The sequence below is a fragment of the Enterococcus sp. PLH-Efm8 genome, from assembly GCF_053011625.1.
In genome coordinates this window covers 1,059,943-1,080,806 of the sequence record NZ_CP172568.1, presented here as the reverse complement: position 1 = coordinate 1,080,806, position 20,864 = coordinate 1,059,943, and the positions used below count along the sequence as shown (strand labels likewise).

At 38.2% G+C, this 20,864-nt stretch carries 20 protein-coding genes; 2 read left to right on the top strand and 18 right to left on the bottom strand.

All coding sequences use genetic code 11. The features are described 5' to 3' along the window. Positions 1-119: 119 nt before the first annotated feature. Positions 120-773, top strand: a complete 654-nt coding sequence (gene trhA, locus ACIFUW_RS05390; protein ID WP_002288393.1) for a PAQR family membrane homeostasis protein TrhA — start codon at positions 120-122, stop codon at positions 771-773. A 62-nt stretch (positions 774-835) separates the two neighbouring features. On the opposite strand, the gene ACIFUW_RS05385 is transcribed toward trhA, so the two are convergent. The 8 genes from ACIFUW_RS05385 to ACIFUW_RS05350 all read right to left on the bottom strand — a co-directional run bounded on the left by ACIFUW_RS05385 (position 836) and on the right by ACIFUW_RS05350 (position 9,377). Continuing rightward, the gene (locus ACIFUW_RS05385) at positions 836-1,363 is read right to left on the bottom strand and encodes a dihydrofolate reductase (protein ID WP_002288392.1); all 528 of its coding nucleotides are present in this window, start codon (positions 1,361-1,363) and stop codon (positions 836-838) included. 19 nt (positions 1,364-1,382) lie between these two features. Then, complete coding sequence (locus ACIFUW_RS05380) at positions 1,383-2,330, bottom strand: thymidylate synthase (RefSeq protein ID WP_002294416.1); 948 nt, start codon at positions 2,328-2,330, stop codon at positions 1,383-1,385. 11 nt (positions 2,331-2,341) lie between these two features. Further along, a complete protein-coding gene (locus ACIFUW_RS05375; protein WP_021414906.1) occupies positions 2,342-4,225 on the bottom strand; it encodes an ABC-F family ATP-binding cassette domain-containing protein in 1,884 nt (627 codons plus the stop codon). Positions 4,226-4,387: 162 nt separating this feature from the next. Then, positions 4,388-6,466 (bottom strand): cation:proton antiporter, encoded by a 2,079-nt coding sequence (locus ACIFUW_RS05370; RefSeq protein ID WP_002288388.1) that lies wholly within the window; start codon positions 6,464-6,466, stop codon positions 4,388-4,390. Positions 6,467-6,478: 12 nt separating this feature from the next. Then, positions 6,479-6,754 (bottom strand): hypothetical protein, encoded by a 276-nt coding sequence (locus tag ACIFUW_RS05365; protein WP_002290188.1) that lies wholly within the window; start codon positions 6,752-6,754, stop codon positions 6,479-6,481. 361 nt (positions 6,755-7,115) lie between these two features. Then, the gene (locus tag ACIFUW_RS05360) at positions 7,116-7,571 is read right to left on the bottom strand and encodes a hypothetical protein (protein ID WP_002290187.1); all 456 of its coding nucleotides are present in this window, start codon (positions 7,569-7,571) and stop codon (positions 7,116-7,118) included. A 153-nt stretch (positions 7,572-7,724) separates the two neighbouring features. Beyond that, on the bottom strand, positions 7,725-8,933 hold the full coding sequence (locus ACIFUW_RS05355; protein WP_002294414.1) for a CCA tRNA nucleotidyltransferase: 1,209 nt from the start codon (positions 8,931-8,933) through the stop codon (positions 7,725-7,727). 111 nt (positions 8,934-9,044) lie between these two features. Beyond that, the gene (locus tag ACIFUW_RS05350; protein WP_002290045.1) at positions 9,045-9,377 is read right to left on the bottom strand and encodes a nucleotide pyrophosphohydrolase; all 333 of its coding nucleotides are present in this window, start codon (positions 9,375-9,377) and stop codon (positions 9,045-9,047) included. Positions 9,378-9,524: 147 nt separating this feature from the next. On the opposite strand from ACIFUW_RS05350, the gene ACIFUW_RS05345 reads away from it, so the two are divergent. Continuing rightward, positions 9,525-10,400: a YitT family protein gene (locus tag ACIFUW_RS05345; protein WP_002294412.1), complete on the top strand. Its 876-nt coding sequence runs from the start codon at positions 9,525-9,527 to the stop codon at positions 10,398-10,400. A gap of 81 nt (positions 10,401-10,481) precedes the next feature. Here the strand turns inward: ACIFUW_RS05345 and ACIFUW_RS05340 are convergent, their stop codons facing one another. The 10 genes from ACIFUW_RS05340 to ACIFUW_RS05295 form a co-directional block, all read right to left on the bottom strand. Next, entirely contained in the window at positions 10,482-11,063 is a 582-nt protein-coding gene (locus ACIFUW_RS05340; protein ID WP_002289878.1) for a ReoY family proteolytic degradation factor, read from the bottom strand. Between the two features lie 5 nt (positions 11,064-11,068). Then, positions 11,069-12,328 (bottom strand): tetratricopeptide repeat protein, encoded by a 1,260-nt coding sequence (locus tag ACIFUW_RS05335; protein WP_002289879.1) that lies wholly within the window; start codon positions 12,326-12,328, stop codon positions 11,069-11,071. Position 12,329: 1 nt separating this feature from the next. Next, positions 12,330-13,376, bottom strand: coding sequence for a hypothetical protein (locus ACIFUW_RS05330; RefSeq protein ID WP_002294410.1), 1,047 nt, complete (start codon positions 13,374-13,376; stop codon positions 12,330-12,332). Between the two features lie 234 nt (positions 13,377-13,610). Beyond that, entirely contained in the window at positions 13,611-13,886 is a 276-nt protein-coding gene (locus tag ACIFUW_RS05325) for an HU family DNA-binding protein (protein ID WP_002290178.1), read from the bottom strand. A 242-nt stretch (positions 13,887-14,128) separates the two neighbouring features. After that, positions 14,129-15,439, bottom strand: a complete 1,311-nt coding sequence (gene der / locus ACIFUW_RS05320; protein ID WP_002296982.1) for a ribosome biogenesis GTPase Der — start codon at positions 15,437-15,439, stop codon at positions 14,129-14,131. A gap of 181 nt (positions 15,440-15,620) precedes the next feature. Next, complete coding sequence (rpsA, locus tag ACIFUW_RS05315; RefSeq protein WP_002294406.1) at positions 15,621-16,850, bottom strand: 30S ribosomal protein S1; 1,230 nt, start codon at positions 16,848-16,850, stop codon at positions 15,621-15,623. 134 nt (positions 16,851-16,984) lie between these two features. After that, a complete protein-coding gene (gene cmk / locus ACIFUW_RS05310; RefSeq protein ID WP_002303123.1) occupies positions 16,985-17,665 on the bottom strand; it encodes a (d)CMP kinase in 681 nt (226 codons plus the stop codon). Between the two features lie 48 nt (positions 17,666-17,713). Further along, positions 17,714-18,349, bottom strand: a complete 636-nt coding sequence (locus tag ACIFUW_RS05305) for an SAG1386/EF1546 family surface-associated protein (RefSeq protein WP_002294404.1) — start codon at positions 18,347-18,349, stop codon at positions 17,714-17,716. Positions 18,350-18,414: 65 nt separating this feature from the next. After that, positions 18,415-19,818, bottom strand: coding sequence for a RecQ family ATP-dependent DNA helicase (locus ACIFUW_RS05300; protein ID WP_085811438.1), 1,404 nt, complete (start codon positions 19,816-19,818; stop codon positions 18,415-18,417). After that, the gene (locus ACIFUW_RS05295; RefSeq protein ID WP_002298137.1) at positions 19,805-20,836 is read right to left on the bottom strand and encodes a helix-turn-helix domain-containing protein; all 1,032 of its coding nucleotides are present in this window, start codon (positions 20,834-20,836) and stop codon (positions 19,805-19,807) included. Before ACIFUW_RS05295 ends, ACIFUW_RS05300 begins: the two co-directional genes overlap by 14 nt. Between the last annotated feature and the right edge of the window lie 28 nt (positions 20,837-20,864).

Below are 20,864 nucleotides of genomic sequence, written 5' to 3'. Positions count from 1 at the left end.
CTCTTTCTTTAACAAGATGCCTTATTCATGTTAAACTACATGTAAGACAATTTCTATTTTTAGTATAACAGACAAATAATGATTTTTCATTAATTACACCTAGTAAAGGAGCCGTTTTCATGGAAAAAACGAAATTTAATCGAACGTATGAAATATTAAATGAAGTGTTTAATGCAGTCACCCATGGAATTGGGACTGGATTGAGTATCGCGGGACTAGTGGTTCTTTTAGTAAAAGGTGCCCACTTGCATTCCTCCCTCCATATTGTCTCTTATGCTATCTATGGATCGATGATGATTCTTTTATTTTTAACGTCTACTTTGTTTCATTCATTGATTTTTACAAAAGCAAAAAAGGTGTTCCAAGTATTCGATCATAGTTCGATTTTTCTTTTGATTGCAGGAAGTTATACTCCTTTTTGTTTGCTGAGTATCCGAGGATGGCTAGGTTGGACTTTATTTGTATTAATCTGGTTGTTTGCGATTCTTGGCATTATATATAAAGCGTTGACGTTGCATAAACGGGAGAGAGTATCAAAAGTATCTACGATCATCTATATTTTTATGGGGTGGCTCTGTGTCGTGGCTGCTGTTCCTCTTTATCACTCTCTTGGAATGACTGGTGTTATTTTGATGGTAGCAGGCGGGCTTTCTTACACGATAGGCGCATTCTTTTATAGCTTGAATTCTATCCGCTATATGCATGTTGTTTGGCATTTGTTTGTTATGTTAGGTGCAGGTTTTATGTACTTCTCTGTTTTATTCTTTACTTAATAAAAAAAATAAAGCTATGGATGGGACAGCTCTAAATAACAGCTAGTCTATCCATAGCTTTTTTATATCGTCAATTCGCCTGTCCCGCTTTTTACAGGATTCTCATTACGCTGATACGTTTCAAATTGATGCGGATAACGATTTTTTTCATCCATTTCTCCTTGACTAGTATTGATCAGTGACCAATCAGACCAGTCAACAGGTGGAAAATAAGCATCTCCATCGAATACATGATGGATGACTGTACGGTATAATATCGTACAAAATGGCAGAAATTCTTGATAAACAGCTGACCCTCCAGCGATGAAAAAGATACCGTCTGTTTCTTTTTCCAGAGCAAGCACGTCTTCCACACTATGCATGACATGCACGCCTTCTGCTTTATAGGAAGAATCTCTCGTCAAAACAATCGTCTGACGATTCGGCAACGGACGGCTACCCATCCCTTCGAATGTTTTTCGTCCCATCACTAGTGTATTTGCTTCTGTCATTTGTTTGAAGAATTTCAGATCATTTGGCAAACGCCAAGGAAGACGGTCTTCTTTTCCAATCAATCCGTTTTCATCCTGTGCCCAAATTGCAGCTAACATTTTCTCATCCTTTCTGATTCTAAACAGCGATAGGAGCTTTGATCGCCGGATGTGGGTCATATCCTTCTAATTGGATATCTTCCATCTCAAAATCAAATACTGACTGCTTTTCCTGATTCAAAACTAAAGTCGGAAATGCGCGTATTTCTCGGCTCAATTGTTCTTTCATTTGTTCGATATGATTGATATAAAGATGAGCATCTCCTAATGTGTGAACAAATTCGCCAACCGCTAAACCTGTTTCATGTGCAATTAGGTGAGTCAGCAACGCATAACTTGCAATGTTGAACGGAACGCCTAGAAACACATCCCCACTGCGTTGATACAATTGGCAGCTTAGCCGTCCCTCTTGAACATAAAATTGAAACATCGTATGACAAGGAGGCAAAGCCATGCTAGGAACATCTTCCGGATTCCATGCAGAAACGATCAATCTTCTAGAATCAGGAGTCTTTTTGATTGCTTCGATCACTTGTTTGATTTGATCGATAAAGCCACCGTCTTTTGTTTCCCAGTGACGCCATTGATAGCCGTAGATGTGTCCAAGATCGCCGTATGTTTCAGCAAAGGAATCATCGGTTAGGATCTTCTCGCAAAAAAGCTTGCTCTGCTTTTTATATTCTTCATTGAATTCAGGATCTGTCAAACATCTATGGCCAAAATCAGTCATATCTGGTCCATTATAGTCTGGACTTTTGATGTAGCGTTCAAATGCCCATTCATCCCAAATATGGTTTTTATTTTGTAATAGATAGCGGATATTCGTATCTCCTTTTAAAAACCAAAGCAATTCGCTTTTGATCAATCCAAAAGGTACTCGTTTCGTTGTTAACAAAGGAAACCCTTTTTGCAGATCAAACCGCATTTGGTATCCGAATAAGCTTAATGTGCCTGTGCCTGTTCTGTCTTCTTTACGATGCCCTTCTTCCAACAATTTTCTTCCTAAGTCAAGATACGCTTGTTCCATCCTTTTTCCTCCTAATCTTCTACCCATTCACTCAAGTATTCCCACCGTGCCATTTTTTCTTCAAGTTGTGCTTCTGTTTCAGATACGTCGTTTTGCAATTCTTGTAATCGAGTGAAATTATCTCCTTGATGATTCATCTCTTCTTGGAGCAATGAGATTTTTTCTTCAAGTTCTGCAATCTCATCTTCAATCGTTTCCCATTCTTTTTGTTCCATGTAAGATAATTTCTTCTTTTCAGCAGGTTCCTTGCTCTGTATTTTTGGTTTCGCTTTTTCAGCAGGCTGCTGGGTCTCTTTTTGCTTCAGTAAATAACTGGACATGTTTCCGTAATAAAGTTCTTGTTTTCCGTTTCCTTGGAATACTAATAACTTATCTGCTACCTTGTCCAAGAAATAACGGTCATGGGAAACAGTGATCACAGCACCTGGAAAACTTCTAAAATAATCTTCCAAAATCGTCAATGTTGCTATGTCCAAATCATTGGTCGGTTCATCCAATAATAAAACATTAGGTTGCTGAATCAGCAGTTTCAACAAAAATAACCGGCGTTTTTCTCCGCCTGAAAGTTTGCCTATCAGTGTCCCATGCATAAATCTTGGAAATAAAAATCGTTCAAGTAATTCTGCTACTCCGATTTGACTGCCATCTGCTGTTTTTGCTTCTTCAGCAGCTTCTTGTAAGTAAGCAATCATCCGTTTATCTGGTGCCATTTCTTCATTTTCTTGTGTATAATACGCAAGATGAACCGTTTCACCGATAGACATTGTACCGCTATCCAGGGGAATTCTGCCAGCTAGAATATTAAGCAATGTCGATTTTCCCGCACCATTTTTACCAGTAATACCTAGTCTTTCCCGAGATTGAATCAATAAATCTAAATGTTCTAGCAGTGTTTGGTCATTTATACGGTAACTGCCATCTTTGATTTCCAGTACTTTTTTCCCTAAACGTTGTGTCGCTAGGTTCAGCTCTAAATCATCTTCTTGGTTTACTTGGTACAAGTTCTCCTTTAGATCTTCGAAACGGTTGATCCGTGCTTGCTGCTTGGTGCCACGTGCCTGTACGCCAGCCCTCATCCAAGCTAATTCCTGTTTATAAAGCCGCTTGCGCTTTTCTTCTTGTTCTACTTCTACACGATCACGTTCTGCTTTTTCTAAGACGTAAGCTTCATAATTTCCTTTATACTCGTATAATTTTCCAAATGAAAGTTCGAAGATTCGGTTTGCTACTCTATCTAGAAAATAACGATCGTGGGTAACCATCAATAGTGCGCCACGGTATTGTTTCAAATAGTTTTCCAACCACTCGATCGCTTCATAATCTAAATGGTTTGTTGGTTCGTCTAGTAATAGTAAATCGGGTTCATCAATCAACACTTGCGCCAGACTAACTCGTTTTTTCTGACCACCTGATAAAGTACTGATTTTTTTATCTAATTCACTGATTCCTAATTTTTGCAAAATAATCTTTGCGTTGGTATCTGTAGTCCAAGCATCTTCTTTATTCATTTGTTCTTCTGCTTTAGCATAACGTTTTTGCACATCAGGGTCTTCTCCGTTTTCCCCTAGTTCGATCAATGCTTCCTCATATGCTCGAACAGTTTGGATCAAGGGGCTGTTTCCTTGAAAGACTGCTTGGAGAACAGTTAATTCATCGGAAAATTCAGCTGCTTGAGAAAGATAACCAATACGGTAATCAGTTGGATAAAACACTGTTTGCCGATCACCGTCGCTGCTATCGATACCGGCAATAATATTTAAGAGACTTGTTTTACCCGTCCCGTTCGTCCCAATCAACCCGATACGGTCTTTTTCGTGGACCAAAAAAGAAATCTGGTCAAACAAATCTTTTTCACCATAAGTTTTTTTGAGGTCAGTTACTTTTAATTCTTTCAACATGTTCCCTCCTTATCTTGGATATTGTATCATAAAAATAGTGAACTTCAGGAAAATTTTTTTGGTATTTGTTCTTTTTGTGTTCTCAAAAAAAGAACAGGACCGATTCGATCCTGTTCTGATATGTTTTGTTTTTTATAAAACTTGAAAATTTTTACCTTTTTATTTTATTGGACTCGTTTTTTTTGACTTTGCTCGAAACGCAAATCGGAAAGAAAAGTTATCAGATGGTTTGTTCATCGTATAAGATTCTAACAAATTGATATTCCTGCGATAGCTGTTCGCAGAAAACGTCGTGATTTTTTCAGCAACTTCGTATTCATCAATGATTTTTCTTTCAAGATAATAACCTCTTAGCATTTTTTTCGTAAACAGACTATCTTGCTGGATCATCCACGAAGAAATCAAATTCCCCGAGTTCATTTTTATTCCTTCAAGTTTGCGTTGCTGGATAAAAAATTGAACCATCGTTTCATCATAAATATCAGTCAAGTTATCTAAACTTTCAATAATCAACTGAGTATTTTTTTGATATGTCTCTCTGATTTCTTGGATATCTTCATCACTAATAAATGTCTGACGATCAGCATATCTTCTTTGCCAAAACATTTTCGGATGGAGAACGATTCGCATTAACCTACGGACAACAATGAACCAAAAGCCGATAAAAGACAAAATCTGGCTTGTGATAGAATGTTCGAATCGAGAAAGAAAACGGGAGTAAAAACGATAACCATTAGAAGAAAGCTTGCCCGAACGATAACTTTCATCCAATCCATCCCGTTCGATCGACAAAATCAGTGCTTGTATTTCTTGTACTTCTTGCTTTTCATCATCGGTTAAATCTTCCAAGTACAGATCACGTATCCGTTCTTGATAATTTTCTATCACTGCTTCAGTGGCTAAAAATTCTTTTGTATTACGATCAATTTCCTTTATTTCTTTTCGCAAAACTTCAACGACCTCTTCTAAAATCATCAAAGCATTCAAATCCGTGCTTTTCGCTTCCTCTGTTTCCGTCAGCATAGGCAAGACAATGATCCCTATGACCAAAGTCACTAAGATGACACCCGCCGTCAGAAACAAAAGCAAAGACCGCTGGTAAAACATCATATTATTGATTGAAAATGGCAAAATAAAAATCGTAGCCAAACTGACTGTTCCCTTTACACCGCCAAATGTTAAGATCAAGATCTCGTTCAACTGTTTTTTGAACTTTTTACTGCCATCTTTGAATACATAAAAAAGACTGATAGAAATGAATCTGATCACAAAAAGCATGACAGAGATTAATACGATAATCGCTAATAAAAGACCGTTTGGATATAAACCGTCTCCCCATACTGGCGAGAACACTTGCGTCAATTCGATTCCTAAAAATATAAATACTAATGCATTCAGTGTAAAAGCAATAGTTGTCCATGTACTGTGGGACAAGCTCGACAATTCTGCATCAAACACAGAGATTTTCCTAAAACCAGAAGCTTGGAGAATACCTGCTGCCACTGCAGCAATGATTCCAGATACATCAAATGCCTCTGCCAATACATAGGCTAGAAAAGGAAGCAAAAGTTCGATCAGCAGATACCCTGTGACATCTTGTGCTGATGCTTTTTCGATCAAATGAATTATTTTTTGTTTGAACCAGACAAGCAAAAAGCCGATCAAAGCTCCCCCAATACTAGAAACTACTAGACTCATCCCCGCGTTTACTGCTGAAAAAGATCCGGTGATCAGCGCACCAAGAGCAAACTGGAAGGCAGTAACACCAGATGCATCATTCAAAAGACCTTCTCCTTCCAAAATATGCATCGCCTTTTTAGGGATATTCACTCGTCCAGAAAGAGAACTGACTGCTACCGCATCTGTCGGACCTAACGCTGCTCCAAAAGCAAAGCAGGCAGCAAGTGGGACACTTGGCAACAGGAATGATAACGTCGCACCTACCCCGACAAGGGTCAAAATGACTCCTCCAAATGCCAAGAACAAAATTGTCCCGAAATTTTTGAGAATCGAAGAAATATCTGCTTTTTCTCCTTCTCTAAATAACAATGGTGCAATAATCATAACTAAGAACAATTCAGGTTCAAAATCGATTGATTGTCCCCACTCTGTCAGACCTAATACCACTCCAAGGAAAATTTGGATCAGTGGAGCTGGAATCATTGGCAAAATGCGGCTAGCTATGTTCGATAAGGTGATCGTTACTGCAAATACAATAACTAACTCAGCAAATTCCATCGTCCATCCCCTTTATTTTTTATTTTGTGTAAGCATTTTTAAAAATTGTTCTTTTTTCTTTAAAATTTTGGTTTCGACTACTTCAACCTGTGTTTGGTTCCCCTCTAATTCACACTGTACACGTTTTGACTCCAAACGAAGCAGATCATGTTTCAGACGTTCCAACTGACGATACATCAATATATTTCTTTTACGCAACTTACAAAGTATTTGACGGCGGTCATCCATCGAAAGGGCGCCATAGCGATCATGCAACAGTTTTTTTTGTTGTTCAAAACTCTCTCTCATTTTCCAGATCTCCTATACACAAACTTCCATCATTATAGCAAAGTTCTTTTTGGATGAAAAATATTTCATTGTTTCATCGTTTATTGCTAGTTAGAAATTTCCATAAATTTTTCAACGCCTCATTCTATTCCAAATAGTATCAGATATCAAGTAAAACTTAAGAAAGATAAAAGTTTCTGACAAAAGGATGTTTACTTTCCCATTCCTGCCTTTCTTGTTCTTTTATCACAACAAAAAAATGGGGCTGCGACAAAAATCTTGTCACAGTCCCTTATTCTGAATAAACGGTGTGGAAGAGACAGCCTATCAGTAGTAATAAGACACATCTCTTTCACAGCCTCATTTTTGCGTAAAAATCGATTTATTCGAAAAATTCCCCGTATACATCTTCTACACGTTGATCTGGATTGATCACGATATACAAGTTACCTGTTTTTTCGCTGATTTTTGTTGATTGATATTGATTGTCTAATCCTTCTGTTCCTTTATCTAGATATGGGAAGTACACAAGATCAGGTGTGCCATTTCGGTAAAGGATTTCCATTCGCTCGATATCTTCGTATTTCAATGCGCGATTAAACATGCCCATTTCCAGTCCGCCTAGGTTGATATCATGTGTCGCAACTGCGTCCCCTTCATGGAAGATTTCGATTTTAAATCCAGCACACGGATGGATTTCAACAAATTCACTGCCATTGATTCGTCCAAAACTTGTTGTGATTTGTTTGATCCAAAGATCGCCGATATGACGGCGGTTGATCGTCCAGGTTTCTCCATTTCTAAAATAAAATTTTAGCGCTGTCATTTCTTTACTCATTAAAAAGACTCCTTTATGATGTAATTTATTCTTGTACTACCTCAGTTTAGCACAAATTTATGTAAGTGGTCACATCTTATGTTTTTTCTTCTAATGACGTATCTGCCCACTTTAAGTAGCCAACAAAGCTGAGCAGATACAGTCTAGTGTTTTTTAAATCAATTTTTCTTTCGATAAAAAATCCAAAACCTGTTTTTTATCATTTTTTATTCTTTGTTCTACGACGGCTTTTTCAGCTAATTGCAAAGCTTCACTAACCCACTTACCAGGTTTTTTTCCAGTTTCTTCTAGCAAGATTTTACCATCTACTGCTAATTCGCTTAATGACTTGATAGGTAAACGATCATAGGATTCTCCTACGGCATCCATCTGAGGTGTTTCGTCAAAATAGATCATCAATTCTTCTACTTGCAGTGCATGTTTTTTGCCTAAGAAGTACAATTCGAATGGTTCCAAAGCTCCAGTTTCTCGTTGTCGTAGTCCTTGGACAAGTGCTTGAACGTCTTTAATCATTTGGTTAGAACACTTCCACGATTTCAAAAAGGAACGAATCTCATTTTCTTTTAGATCCAGTTGGCTGATCAATAATGCCCATGCTTGGCTCTCTTCTTTCAATGGGACGGATGGTAATTCAGCAAAACGTAAAAGTGCTTCGCCTTCTTCTTTCAAACCGGGACAGCAAATGTAGCACTCTGTTTCAATAAATGCATGGATTCCCGCGGCCCGTTCATTTCCCAAGAGCATCTTGATGAATTCCACATTTATACGTTCTACAGATATTTTACCTAATAGCTCGTGGTTTTCTTTGATGGCGTAGAAGGTTTCTTCCTCTAATTTGAACCCTAGTTGACTGACAAAACGCAACCCGCGCATCATTCGTAAGGCATCTTCATGGAACCGCTCATGAGGATTGCCTACAGCTCGCAAGATCTGTTCTTCTAGATCTTGCAGACCATCGAACAAATCGATGATTTCTCCATCTTCTTTCAAAGCAAACGCATTGATCGTAAAATCTCTTCTTTTCAAATCTTCTGCCAACGAACGAACGAATTCGACATGATCTGGTCTACGGTAGTCCTGATAAGTTGATTCCGTCCGAAATGTGGTGATCTCATATTGTTCATCATTTTCTAATACCAACACAGTTCCATGTTCGATCCCAATATCTATCGTTTTTGGAAAAAGCTGTTTGATTTCTTCTGGAAATGCGCTTGTTGCGATATCCACATCATGGATTGGCTGGTTCAGCAAGATATCACGAACACTTCCACCTACAAAATAAGCTTCATATCCTGCATTCTCTAATTTTTTCAGAACTGGAATTGCCTTTTGGTATTCCAGAGGTAATTGTTTTAATTTCATTTTTCCAACCTTTCCTGCGTGTTTCTTGTCCTGAGATAAAGACTCAGTTGCATGGTGACTGTTTGACAAGTCCGTTTCAGAGTCTTCAAGGCCAGGACCACTTCATCTTGTTTACTCGTCCTTACGCTCAAAGCGATTATGGTCTCTTTGATTGAATTTTTCCATGTTTTTTTCAAAAACTTCAGTTAAGTCGATATTCAATGAATTAGCCATGATCATCGTAACGAATAAAACATCACCAAGTTCTTCTGCTACCGAGTTAACTGGTTCAGAAGCCTTTTTGCTTTTTTCTCCATAAGTGTGGTTGACTTCTCTTGCCAATTCACCTACTTCTTCAGTTAATCGAGCCATCTGAGCTAATGGAGAGAAATACCCCACCTTGAATTGCTGGATATATTCATCCACTTCCTGCTGCATACTGTATAAAGAACGCTTTTTATCCATCTTTTTCCCTCCAAAACTATCTTACCAAAACTTTAACGCAAATCCTAGATAAGAGCAATTGAGAAAATCGAATTTCCATGCTACATTTAGGAAGGAATTTCTAAATGGAAATTCTGTGAAAATACATAATTGAAAGCTGGAATTCATATGGTCAAACGAAAAACAGTAAAAGAAGTTCTTTTTATCATTATAGGAACAAGTATTTATGCATTTGGTCTTGTTTACTTGAACATCGCTAATCATTTAGCAGAAGGGGGAGTCTCAGGGATCACCTTGATCTTAAGAGCTTTATTTGGTATTGATCCAGCTTATACGACTTTATTAATCAACATCCCATTGATTTTACTAGGAGGAAAGATCCTCGGTAAACGTTCCTTGGCCTATACTGTTCTAGGTACACTTTCTTTGTCATTCTTTTTATGGATCTGGCAAAGGGTTCCACTAGAAATCAATTTACAGCATGATCTACTGATCGTTTCTCTACTTGCGGGTTTAGTTGCAGGTGTAGGAAGCGGGATCGTCTACCGCATGGGTGGAACAACAGGCGGCAGTGATATTATCGCTCGGATTTTAGAACAAAATTACGGCATCACTATGGGGCGTTCCCTATTGGCATTTGATATCATCGTCTTACTTGCTTCATTAACCTATATCGACTTGAAACGTATGATGTATACGTTGATTGTTTCGTATGTTTTCAGTCGTGTGATTGATTCGATCTTAGATGGCGGATATTCTGCAAAAGGTCTACTTGTCGTCTCCAACAAAAGCGAAGAGATTGCACCACTACTGATGACCGGTCTGCAAAGAGGTGTGACTTTCCTTTCTGGAGAAGGCGCATTCTCTGGTAATTCAAAAAAAATCATCTATATGGTCGTTAGCTCTAGTGAATTAACTGAAGCTAAGAGGATCGTCCACGAGATTGACGAAAAAGCTTTCCTTTCAATCATCAATGTGCATGAAGTGGAAGGGCAAGGCTTTACTTATTTGAAGCCACAGACAAGATTACTGAAAAAACTATAAGAAAAAAGACAAAGATAGGCTATGAGGAAAGATTCCACATCCAGCTGACCTTTGTCTTTTTTAGTACTATACTATTTTTAACTAATTGTTATGTTCACTTACCCGGTTACTTTTCTTTTGTGTCTGCAAAAGGATCTTTCGGTTAACTTCATCAGATAATTTCAAAAAAGCATCCCTATCTCCATCTTCTAGTGCTTGATCGATTTGAGCATAAAGCATTTTTAGTTTTGCCTCTTCTTCTTTTTCTTGAAAATATCGTTCAATTAATTCAGTATCTTCTTCACTGACTGAAGAATCCCAAGAAGAAAATGGATTGTCTTCTAAGATAGATAGATATTCTCTTGTCTGCCAAGCATTTTCGAATATACATTCCACATATAAAGGCTTTTTCCAATTCAAACGGATTTCATGAAAAATCTGGTCTGTGTCCGTAAATTCTTTTCCCTGCAAAAACAATTTCATGGGTTCCCCTTCAACAGATAGATCACTGATCTGCAGTCCTCGATCCGCAAAATTCGCCCCTTCAACAAAGTGGACATTGCTTAAAATCGCTTCATGATTGGCAAGATAATTCAAGATCCAAAAAACTTCTCTTCGGCTAAAAGATACATGATTGACCATCCACGTTAAAAAATTCTTCTTTTCCCGTACATCAATTAGCATTTTTCTCACCTCTCTGTTAGGTCATCTAATAATGACAGTGCCTCCATATCTCCTGGTTCAAGTGTTAAATAATAAGTCAATAATTCTTGCGCTCTTTTCAGCTGCCCTTCTTCTCTTAAGAAAAAGGCATACTCTTTCAAGAAATCTGGTTCATGTGATAGTTCATGATAAGCCTGTTCATAGTGTACAGCTGCAACGGTAAAGTCTTCTAATTCATTATAAGCATGGGCTAGGTTCCATTCTGCATAAGGATTAGCAGTTTCTTCCATCTGATTGATCACTTGTATCACATCTTCATATCTTTCATCATCCAAGTAAAGATTACTTAAAGTAAGTAATGTTTCATCTTGTTTGTCTCCTACTTCTAAAGCTTTCAGTAAAAGTTCTTCTGCTCGCTGTCTATCATGCAGACGGAAAGCATTTTCCGAGGCCAGGTGATAAAGTTCGACTTGGTAAGGATTTTCTTTGATTCCTTCTTCTAACACTGTTTGTGCTTCTTCAATCATTTCTTCTTCTTGAAGAGCTTGTCCTAGATATAGATATAACGATTGATAATGCGGATTAACTTCTCGAAGTTCTTCCAGATAGTTGATTGCCTGCTGATTTTCTTTCAATTGAAGATTCGTAAAAGCTAGCTGGAACAGTCGATCATCTGTCCTTTCTTCTTTCAGTGCTTCTTCTAAAGGTACGATAGCTGCTTCGAATTCTCCTTGCATACTTAAGGATTGTCCTAAACGTTCCTGCATCGAGATTCCTGAAATTTCATTTATCCCGCTTGCCAACAATGTTTCATAAACCACTGCTGCCTCTTTGAAACGATCAACTGAAAAATACAATTCAGCTAGCGCAAACTGGATCAATGGTTCATCAGGAAGCAACCCAGCTGCTTCTTTCAATTTTGCTTCACTCACTTCAGGGATTCCGATAACTTGGTACAAATCAGCTATCGCCAATAAGCTTTGCGGATAGTAATCACTTTGCTTATCCACTTTTTCCAGGTATTCAAAAGCTAAGTCGATCTCATTATCTTCGATTGCAATTTCTGCTAACGGGATGTTCAGTCCGTCATTTTCTGGGTATTGGTTGATCAGTTGTTCAAAAATCTGTTTTGCTTCGATCAAAAAGCCAATAGCCAGCAATTCTTCGCCTAGTTCAGCTAATATATCTGCTGGGTCTTCTTTTAATGCTTTTTCTAAAAAGATTTGTGCTTGTGACAAGTCTTCATCTGATAAAGCTTGCAACATTTTTTCGCTATTTGTATTCATTTCAATTCCCTCTTATCTCACTGACGATTTGTTGAAATACCGTCATTGTTCTCAATAATTCTTTTTCGTTTGGATGTTGGTATCCGTCTATTATACCTATTTTTTCTAAAACAAGTATTTTTTTGCTTTTTTCTGCCAAAAAAAGAACTTTTTCCAAATACTCCATCTTTGAAATCTGTTCCAGCCAGTGGATTGGATAGCCAAGCAAGTCCAGCCACACAAAAAAGTTTTTTAGTTGGAAATCAAAAGGATATGCTTGGAGATTCCACACGAAATGAAACATCATTCCTAAAAATTTTTTCATACTAGCAGAAAGTAGATGGCCATTTTCGGTCAGATAAAAAGCTTGTTCAAACAGTTTACCATAATTTGACAGGTTTTCTGCCTCTAATTGATAAAAATAGATCATTTCTTCGATCATCCCGGCAAACGGCCGAGTCGTTAATTGCTTTTTATTTGGATAGTTTTTATACAGATTTTGCAAAAAACGATGATCACAAATCATTCCGCAACAGATAAAAGTCAAAAAGTCAATCTGCTTTCCGTCCACCTGCCGCTCGCTGATTGTTTGATCATAAACGATGCGTTCTGGCAGATTGATGGTTTGCAGCACTACACGATTTGGTAGCTGCAAAATCGTCCGCTGCGGTGTTAATGCTCGGCTTAGAGAACGGATCGATACAGGGATCATCCATAGTGATGAATCAAGGGTTGTATGTTTTTGAAAAAAACCTGCCAGATCCATGATCCCTTCATTTCCAAATCCGATGATAAACATGGATTGATTTTCGGGATAGCGTTTGACGAAATCAAGCAGGTTCTTTAATTCTGTTAAATGATTGCATTGAGTGTTGGCACAAATATACCAGTCATTGTTTGCTTGATTTGCAAATAACGGGTTGATCTTATCTGCAAACAAATCATAATAGCGCTGATTCGTTAAAAATAAGATTGGCTGATCAATGGAAAGTTCTCTTAGCTGACTGACTAGCGTTTCTCCGTAAAACACTTTCGTCAACGCATCTTCTACTTGATAATCAAGTTCCATACGCATCCCTCCTCTTCTTATTTTTATTTTACCATTAGTAAGCAAATTCTAGAAAAGATAAGAGCAAAGCTCACCTCATAACTTGCAAATAAATAAAAATTAAATAAAATACATGTGTTTTCTATGTATGACATACGGATTCGGAATCTCTGTCTCTTATTTATTCCTTTTCTGCTAGGAAATAAAAAGAAAAGCACTTGTAGCCCTAGAGCCACAAGCGCTTTTTCAACTGTCTTATTTAACAGCGTCTTTTAATGCTTTACCTGGTTTGAATGCAGGTACTTTGCTAGCTGGAATTTCGATTTCTTCACCAGTTTGTGGGTTACGACCTTTGCGAGCTGCGCGTTCGCGAACTTCAAAGTTACCAAAACCGATTAATTGAACTTTTTCGCCGTTAGCTAAAGCATCTTGAATAGTTGAAAATACAGCATCTACTGCTGCAGTTGCATCTTTTTTAGTTAAATCAGTAGCTGAAGCAACTTTTTCGATTAATTCTGCTTTGTTTGCCATGGATAGATTCACCTCCTCCACAAGAGATATGATAGAAATATCATTTAGTTAAAACTTTCTGAGTGGTCCAGAAGTTTAAAAAGAAATATTGATTAACTTCAATATTCTGTTATCACGATATCATATGAACCGCTTAATAGCAAGGTTTTTACCAATTTTCACATGCTTTTTTTAGTCATAGAAACGTAACAAACGAAACTGTCTTTTTCTTTTGAAAAAAAAACGTCGATATGGTAAAATGCCTATTTTCTCCTACGAGGGATAATTCGGATGGACGTCCCTTCAAAAGTAAATGCTTTTCTGATTTGATTTTCTAAGAAACGTTCATAAGAAAAATGCATCAATTCCTCTTCATTGACAAAAACGACAAATGTAGGTGGTTTGACAGCGACTTGTGTAGCATAAAAAATCTTCAGGCGTTTTCCTTTATCTGTTGGTGTTGGATTGATTGCTACAGCATCCATAATGATATCATTCAACACAGCCGAAGAGATACGAAGATTCTGGTTCATACTTACTTGTTCGATCATTTCAGGCAGACGTTCCAACCGTTGTTTAGTCACTGCAGAAACAAAAACGATTGGAGCGTAATCAAGATACCGGAATTCATCACGAATCTCTTGTTCGAAATCACGCATTGTATTGGTTTCTTTCTTTACAAGATCCCATTTATTCACGACGATAATAATTCCACGACCAGCTTCATGGGCGTAACCCGCTACTCGCTTGTCTTGTTCCCGAATCCCTTCTTCAGCATTCAGTACCATCAAAACGATATCAGAACGGTCAATGGCACGCATTGCACGCATCACGCTGTATTTTTCAGTATTTTCGTATACTTTTCCGCGTTTACGCATACCAGCTGTATCTATCATTAAGAATTTCTGACCACTTTCAGAAACGAAGTGGGTGTCGATTGCGTCTCGGGTCGTTCCTTCAATATCCGAAACAATTACACGTTCTTCTCCTAAAATCGCATTGATCAAAGAGGATTTACCAACATTTGGGCGACCAATCAAACTAAACTTAATCGTGTCGTCGTCCTCTTCTTCAGTCTCTTCAGAGAAATACTTCACTGCTTCATCTAAAATATCACCAATCCCTAGTCCATGGCTTCCTGAAACAGGATAAGGATCGCCTAGCCCTAAGGAATAAAATTCATAGATATCGTTTCTCATTTCTGGATTATCTACTTTATTGACTGCTAAAATCACTGGTTTATTACTTCTGTATAAAATTTTCGCAACCATCTCATCTGCGTCTGTCACGCCTTCGCGTCCGCTGACTACACAAATGATTACATCTGCTTCTTCAATCGCGATTTCTGCTTGATGCTTGATCTGATCCATAAAAGGTTCATCGCCAAGATCAATTCCGCCTGTGTCGATCACGCTGAATTCTCGACCTAACCATTCACCTTTTGCATAAATACGATCACGAGTTACTCCAGGAGTATCTTCGACAATCGAGATACGCTCACCAGCGATGCGGTTAAAAATCGTAGACTTACCGACGTTCGGGCGGCCAACGATTGCAATTGTTGGATTTGCCATATTATTTCCTCCTCACAAGTTTCCAATCTCACTTAGTTTAACGAATGCATTGCCAACTTTCAAGCATAGATTGTCAATTAAACGAAGTATTTTTATTCCTTATTGAAATACTAATCGCTTTTCAAAAGAAAAACTGAGACAAAAGCAGCTGCTTTCATCTCAGTCACAGATACAAAATCAATTATTTTTCAGAATCATCGGTTGCTTTTTCTTCTACTTCTTCTTTCAACGCATCACCTAAAATGTCTCCCATAGTAAATCCAGTATTTTCTTCTGGTAATTCATAAGACTCAACATTTTTTGGTTCTTCTTCTGAAGCTGGTTTTTCTTCTAAAGCTTTGATACTCAATGCAATACGATGTTCTTCTGGATGGATCTCTAATACTTTCACTTTCACTTCGTCACCTTCATGAAGCACTTCATGTGGTGTCGCAATATGTTTATGTGAAATTTGAGAGATATGGACTAGCCCTTCTACTCCAGGGAACACTTCAACAAAGGCACCGAAGCTTGTCAAACGTTTAACTGTTCCGTCTAATACTGTGCCAACTGGAGCTTTTGTATCGATTTCTGACCAAGGTCCAGGCTGTGTGTCTTTGATTGACAAGGAAACACGTTCTTGTTCAGGATTGATAGACAACACTTTGACATTTACATCATCATTGACAGCCAATACATCACTTGGTTTTGCTACATGACTATGTGAAATCTCTGAGACATGGACTAGACCGTCAATTCCGCCTAGGTCGACAAATGCGCCAAAATCAGTAAGACGTGCAACACGTCCACTGAGAACATCTCCCTCATGGATAGTTGAAAGAATTTCTTTTTTCTTTTCTTCTCTTTCGTTTTCCACTACCGCTTTATGCGATAAGATCAAACGATTTTCTGATGGTTCGATTTCGATGATTTTAAAGCTCAATGTTTTGCCTTTATAGTCTGAAAAGTCTGCAACAAAATGATCTTCCACCATTGATGCAGGGACAAAACCACGTACACCGACGTCAACGACTAAACCGCCTTTGACAACATTTGTAACAGGTGCTTCGATGACCTTGCCCTCTTGGAAATCTCTTTCGATATCTTCCCAAACTTTTTTAGCATCTAAACGGCGTTTTGAAAGTAGATAGCTGCCGTTTTCTTTATCTTTGCCGATCGTACTGATAACGACTAAATCTAATACATCACCGACTTTTACTACTTCGCTGATATCTTCTACCGGCAAAGTTGATAATTCTTTTGCCGGAACGACTCCTTCAACTCCAGCCCCTTCGATTCCGACAATCACTTGTTTGTCTTCAATGACTAAAACTTCGCCCTTAACAACATCGCCAACTTTTACTTCTTGTACGCTTTTCATTGCGTCTTCCATTGACTGGTTGTTCTCTTGATTTTGATCAAATTCTGTCATAACACTTGTCCTCCTAACCAACATTCTGCCGTAAGTACGGTACTGTTTTTAGTTTAATTGATTATTCAAAAAAAATAAAGCGATTTCGTTCGTTTTCCTTGAAAAAACAATTGTTTTTCATTTTTTTTCTTAATTTAAAAAAGAAGATAACCTTTTTTCAAAACAACAGCTTTTATTGCTGCAACGACTTCTGGAATCGATTTGCCAGTCGTATCGATACGAACAGCATCCTCTGCTTGCTTCAGCGGAGAGACGTCCCTTGTTGAATCATAATGGTCTCTTTCCTGTATCTCTTTCGTCAGTGTTTCAAGATCAGTCGGAATTCCTTTTTCTTGGTTCTCTTTGAAACGTCTTTCTGCACGCTCACTTACGCTTGCTACTAAAAAGATTTTCACTTCTGCATTCGGTAATACAGCTGTCCCGATGTCTCTTCCGTCCATGACAACGCCACCGCGTTCCCCTATTTTTCGTTGGACAGCAACTAATTCTTCTCTGACTTTTCCATGTGCAGAGACTTCAGAAACAGCTTTTGTGACATCTGGTTGACGGATTTCTAAAGTCACATCTTTTGATGCTATGAATACATGCTGTCCATCTTCTTGTTGCGAAAAAGAGATAGGATACTTTTTGATCAGCGAAACTAGCCCTTCTTCATCTGAAAAAGATACATTGTTCGTAATAGCTAAATAAGTTACTGCGCGATACATGGCACCGGTATCTGTATAAATATAATTCAATTCTTTTGCTAATATCTTGGCAACGGTACTTTTCCCAGATGAAGCAGGCCCGTCGATTGCAATACTGATTTGTGTCATGATATAACTCCTTTTTCTCAGAAAAAAAGCCGCAAAGCGCGGCTATTATTATTTAATTCTTAATTCTTGACCAGGGTAAAGCATAAAGTTGTTTGGATCTAAGCCATTCAATTCAAACAATTGATCAGTGGTGATCCCTGCACGCTCAGCCACTTGTTTTGGACCTTCGCCTGCTTGAACAGTCGTTGTTGAACCGGCTGCAGCTGATGAAGAAGGTGTTGTTTCTGCTGCATTGCTGCTTGAATCCCCTGCTTGATAAGTTGCCTCACTTGAGGAAGTCGGTGTTGTCTCTGCTGCAATACTGCTTTCTGACGTTACACCTGTATCTTGAGACACAGTAGATTCTTCCGCGATTGTACTAGATTCTACTGTTGAAGTCTCAGTTGACTCCTCTTTTGTTGTACTTGTAGAACTTTCTACTACTGATGTCGAAGTTTCAGAAGAAGTTGCTGCTGTTGCATTGTTGCTTGATCCATTTCTGATCCAGAAATAAGCACCTGCTGGAATAGCGATACATAAGACCAGTAAAATCAAAAATAGCGAAAGAAATAATGTATTTCCTTTCTTTTGTTGTCTCTGAGAACTTCTTGATGAAACTTCATCATCTGTATCGTAGATTGGTTGTTCCCATGGTTCTTGTGTTTCGTTATTTTCTGTAGATTGATGTCTATCTTTTCTGCTCACTGTTTTACCTCCTAAACTCTATCGTGTGTATTATACCATAGGAAAAAGTGTCTTGTCCTAAAAAATCAATGTTCCATGTTTTTTTTAAATAAATTTAGTAAAATCGTTTCCCAATGAAGTTGTTCAGTCTTAGAAAAAAGCTTCCTCTTTGGCAGAAGTTCTGCTTTTGCTCCATCAATATCACAACAATTCTGCGGCTTTTCGGAGAGTTTTTCGCCAAAATAAGCTAAGATGAATTTTCTGCGGCAGTTTTCTTCATTAATATAGCGAAGCATCTGCTGCAGGCGGAATTCTTTTTCTTTTTCCTGACGTTTGAGCCGTTCCACCCAATTTTCTGGTTTTTCAGACTGCTGGATCAGCTCCATCCATTTTTTTTGCAGCTCATCAAAGGGAGCTTGCTCTGTGGCATATTCCAAATAAAGCTCAAAACTTTGTCGCTGTTCTCTAGAAAGTTGATTAAAGAAATAATGGATACGTTCATCCCCACTTTGATAAAAAAGAATTGCTGCACTTTCTTCCTGATCTCTGCCTGCTCGACCGATTTCTTGTACATAGTTTTCTAGACTGTCTGGCAAATCATAATGGATCACATAACGGATATCAGATTTATCGATCCCCATACCAAATGCATTCGTAGCAATGAGAAACTGCAGCTGATTTTTTACAAACTGCTGTTGAAGTTGTCTTCTTTGAGCTGCATCAAGACCACCGTGATAGTATCCAACTGTAAAACGTTCCCTGAATAAATGATACAATCGTTCGACTTCTTTTTTTGTTGCACAATAAATGATTGCCGCTCCTTGTGCTCTTTCCATGAAGTGTTCAAGTTCTTGTTCTTTTTGCTGCGTTTTCCGAACAAAAAGCGAGATATTTTGCCGATTGACTGATTGTCTGATCTCTTTTGGTGGTCGATCAAATAGTACATGACGTATATCTCTTGCTACTAAATCTGTTGCTGTCGCCGTTAGTGCCAGTGTGACCGGGTTTCCTAAAAGCTTTCGGATTTTTCCTAACTGTTGATATTCTGGACGGAAATCAACTCCCCATTGAGACACGCAATGAGCCTCATCTACTACATATAACGCAATATTTTGTTTTTTCAGATGCTCTAAAAGAGAAGGATTAGTCAACATTTCGGGACTCAAAAACAAAAATTTATATTGCGATAGATGACGGAGGACGTATCTTCTTTCAGATTGCGAAAGTAAACTATTGAAAGCAGCTACTCGTTTCTCCCCTCGTTTTTGTAATTGCGTCACTTGATCTTCCATTAGAGAAAGCAGCGGTGACACGATGATGACCAGACCTTCCATTAAAAACCCCGTCAATTGATAGCAAAGGCTTTTTCCCGTTCCTGTAGGCAAAATAGCGAGAGTATCTTCTCCATCAAGCAACGCCTGAATGATTTCTTCTTGGCCGGGACGAAATGAATCAAATCCAAAATATTTTTTTAATTCATTTATTAACATTCTGTATCGCTTCCTTTCTCAATAGATAGATTTGATACAAACGAAATTCTCCATAATCTAATTGTCCATCTACATTCCATTCGCTAAAGCGCCACTCTCGCACGGAATCCTTATTTGGTTCCAAACGTTCGATTGTTTCTGCAGAGAGAATCCGCTCGTATGGAAAATCATCAAAAAACAAGGCCCACTCAATAAGATGATCTGTTACTGTTCCTCTTTTTAAATGACGGATTGCCATAATCTGGTCAATTGTCTGACCATTCATAAACATCTGCTTGGTGATCATCATGCTTTGATTGAAATTTTGCTGTAATAATGAATCGATCAAAGCGTGCCAAAGCGAATCTGGCCGTTTTTCGATTTGTGCTAACAAAAGGTGGATACATCTGCTTTGTTGCAGATAAACCGCTGACTCATCATTGTTTTTTGCCAGCTGATAAGGAAGCAGCCCTGTTCGCTCATTTCCAGATAATTGGTTAGCTAAAAAATCTGCTGCTTCTTCTGGTATCTCCGAAAACAGCTGCACCAAACTCTCATACGCAGTATCAATCAAAATTTCACGTGGCAATTGGCTTTCACTAAGCCATTTTTTTAGTTGGAAAGTATAAAAAGGACTTGTCTCTGCTGGAAGATAGTCTTGAATACCCGTTGCCAGATTAGAAATTACTTGAACAGCAAATTTAATGAGCCGCCAACTAGTTTCCCCTGTTCTGCCATAGCGGTCAAAACGCAAACCAGTATGTTCTATTTGATGTTCGGACAACATATCAGCCCCTGCAGGCGTTAGCTTTGCTTCATTTTCATTTATTTCGATCCAACCTTGCTGCGCAATTTTTTGCAAAATTTGATAAAACTTATCCTGCTTCAATTCTGGAAAACTGTTATGGATAAACAAAAGTTCGTGGGTAAATCCATAAATAAGTACTGAAGTCGTTCGTTTTCCCACAAGGAGTTGGTAAAGAGAACTAATCCGCAGCTTGTGTCCTGATGAAAATAGCGATAAAATAAAAACAATCATATTATTCTCCTTAAGTTAGGATGGTTAG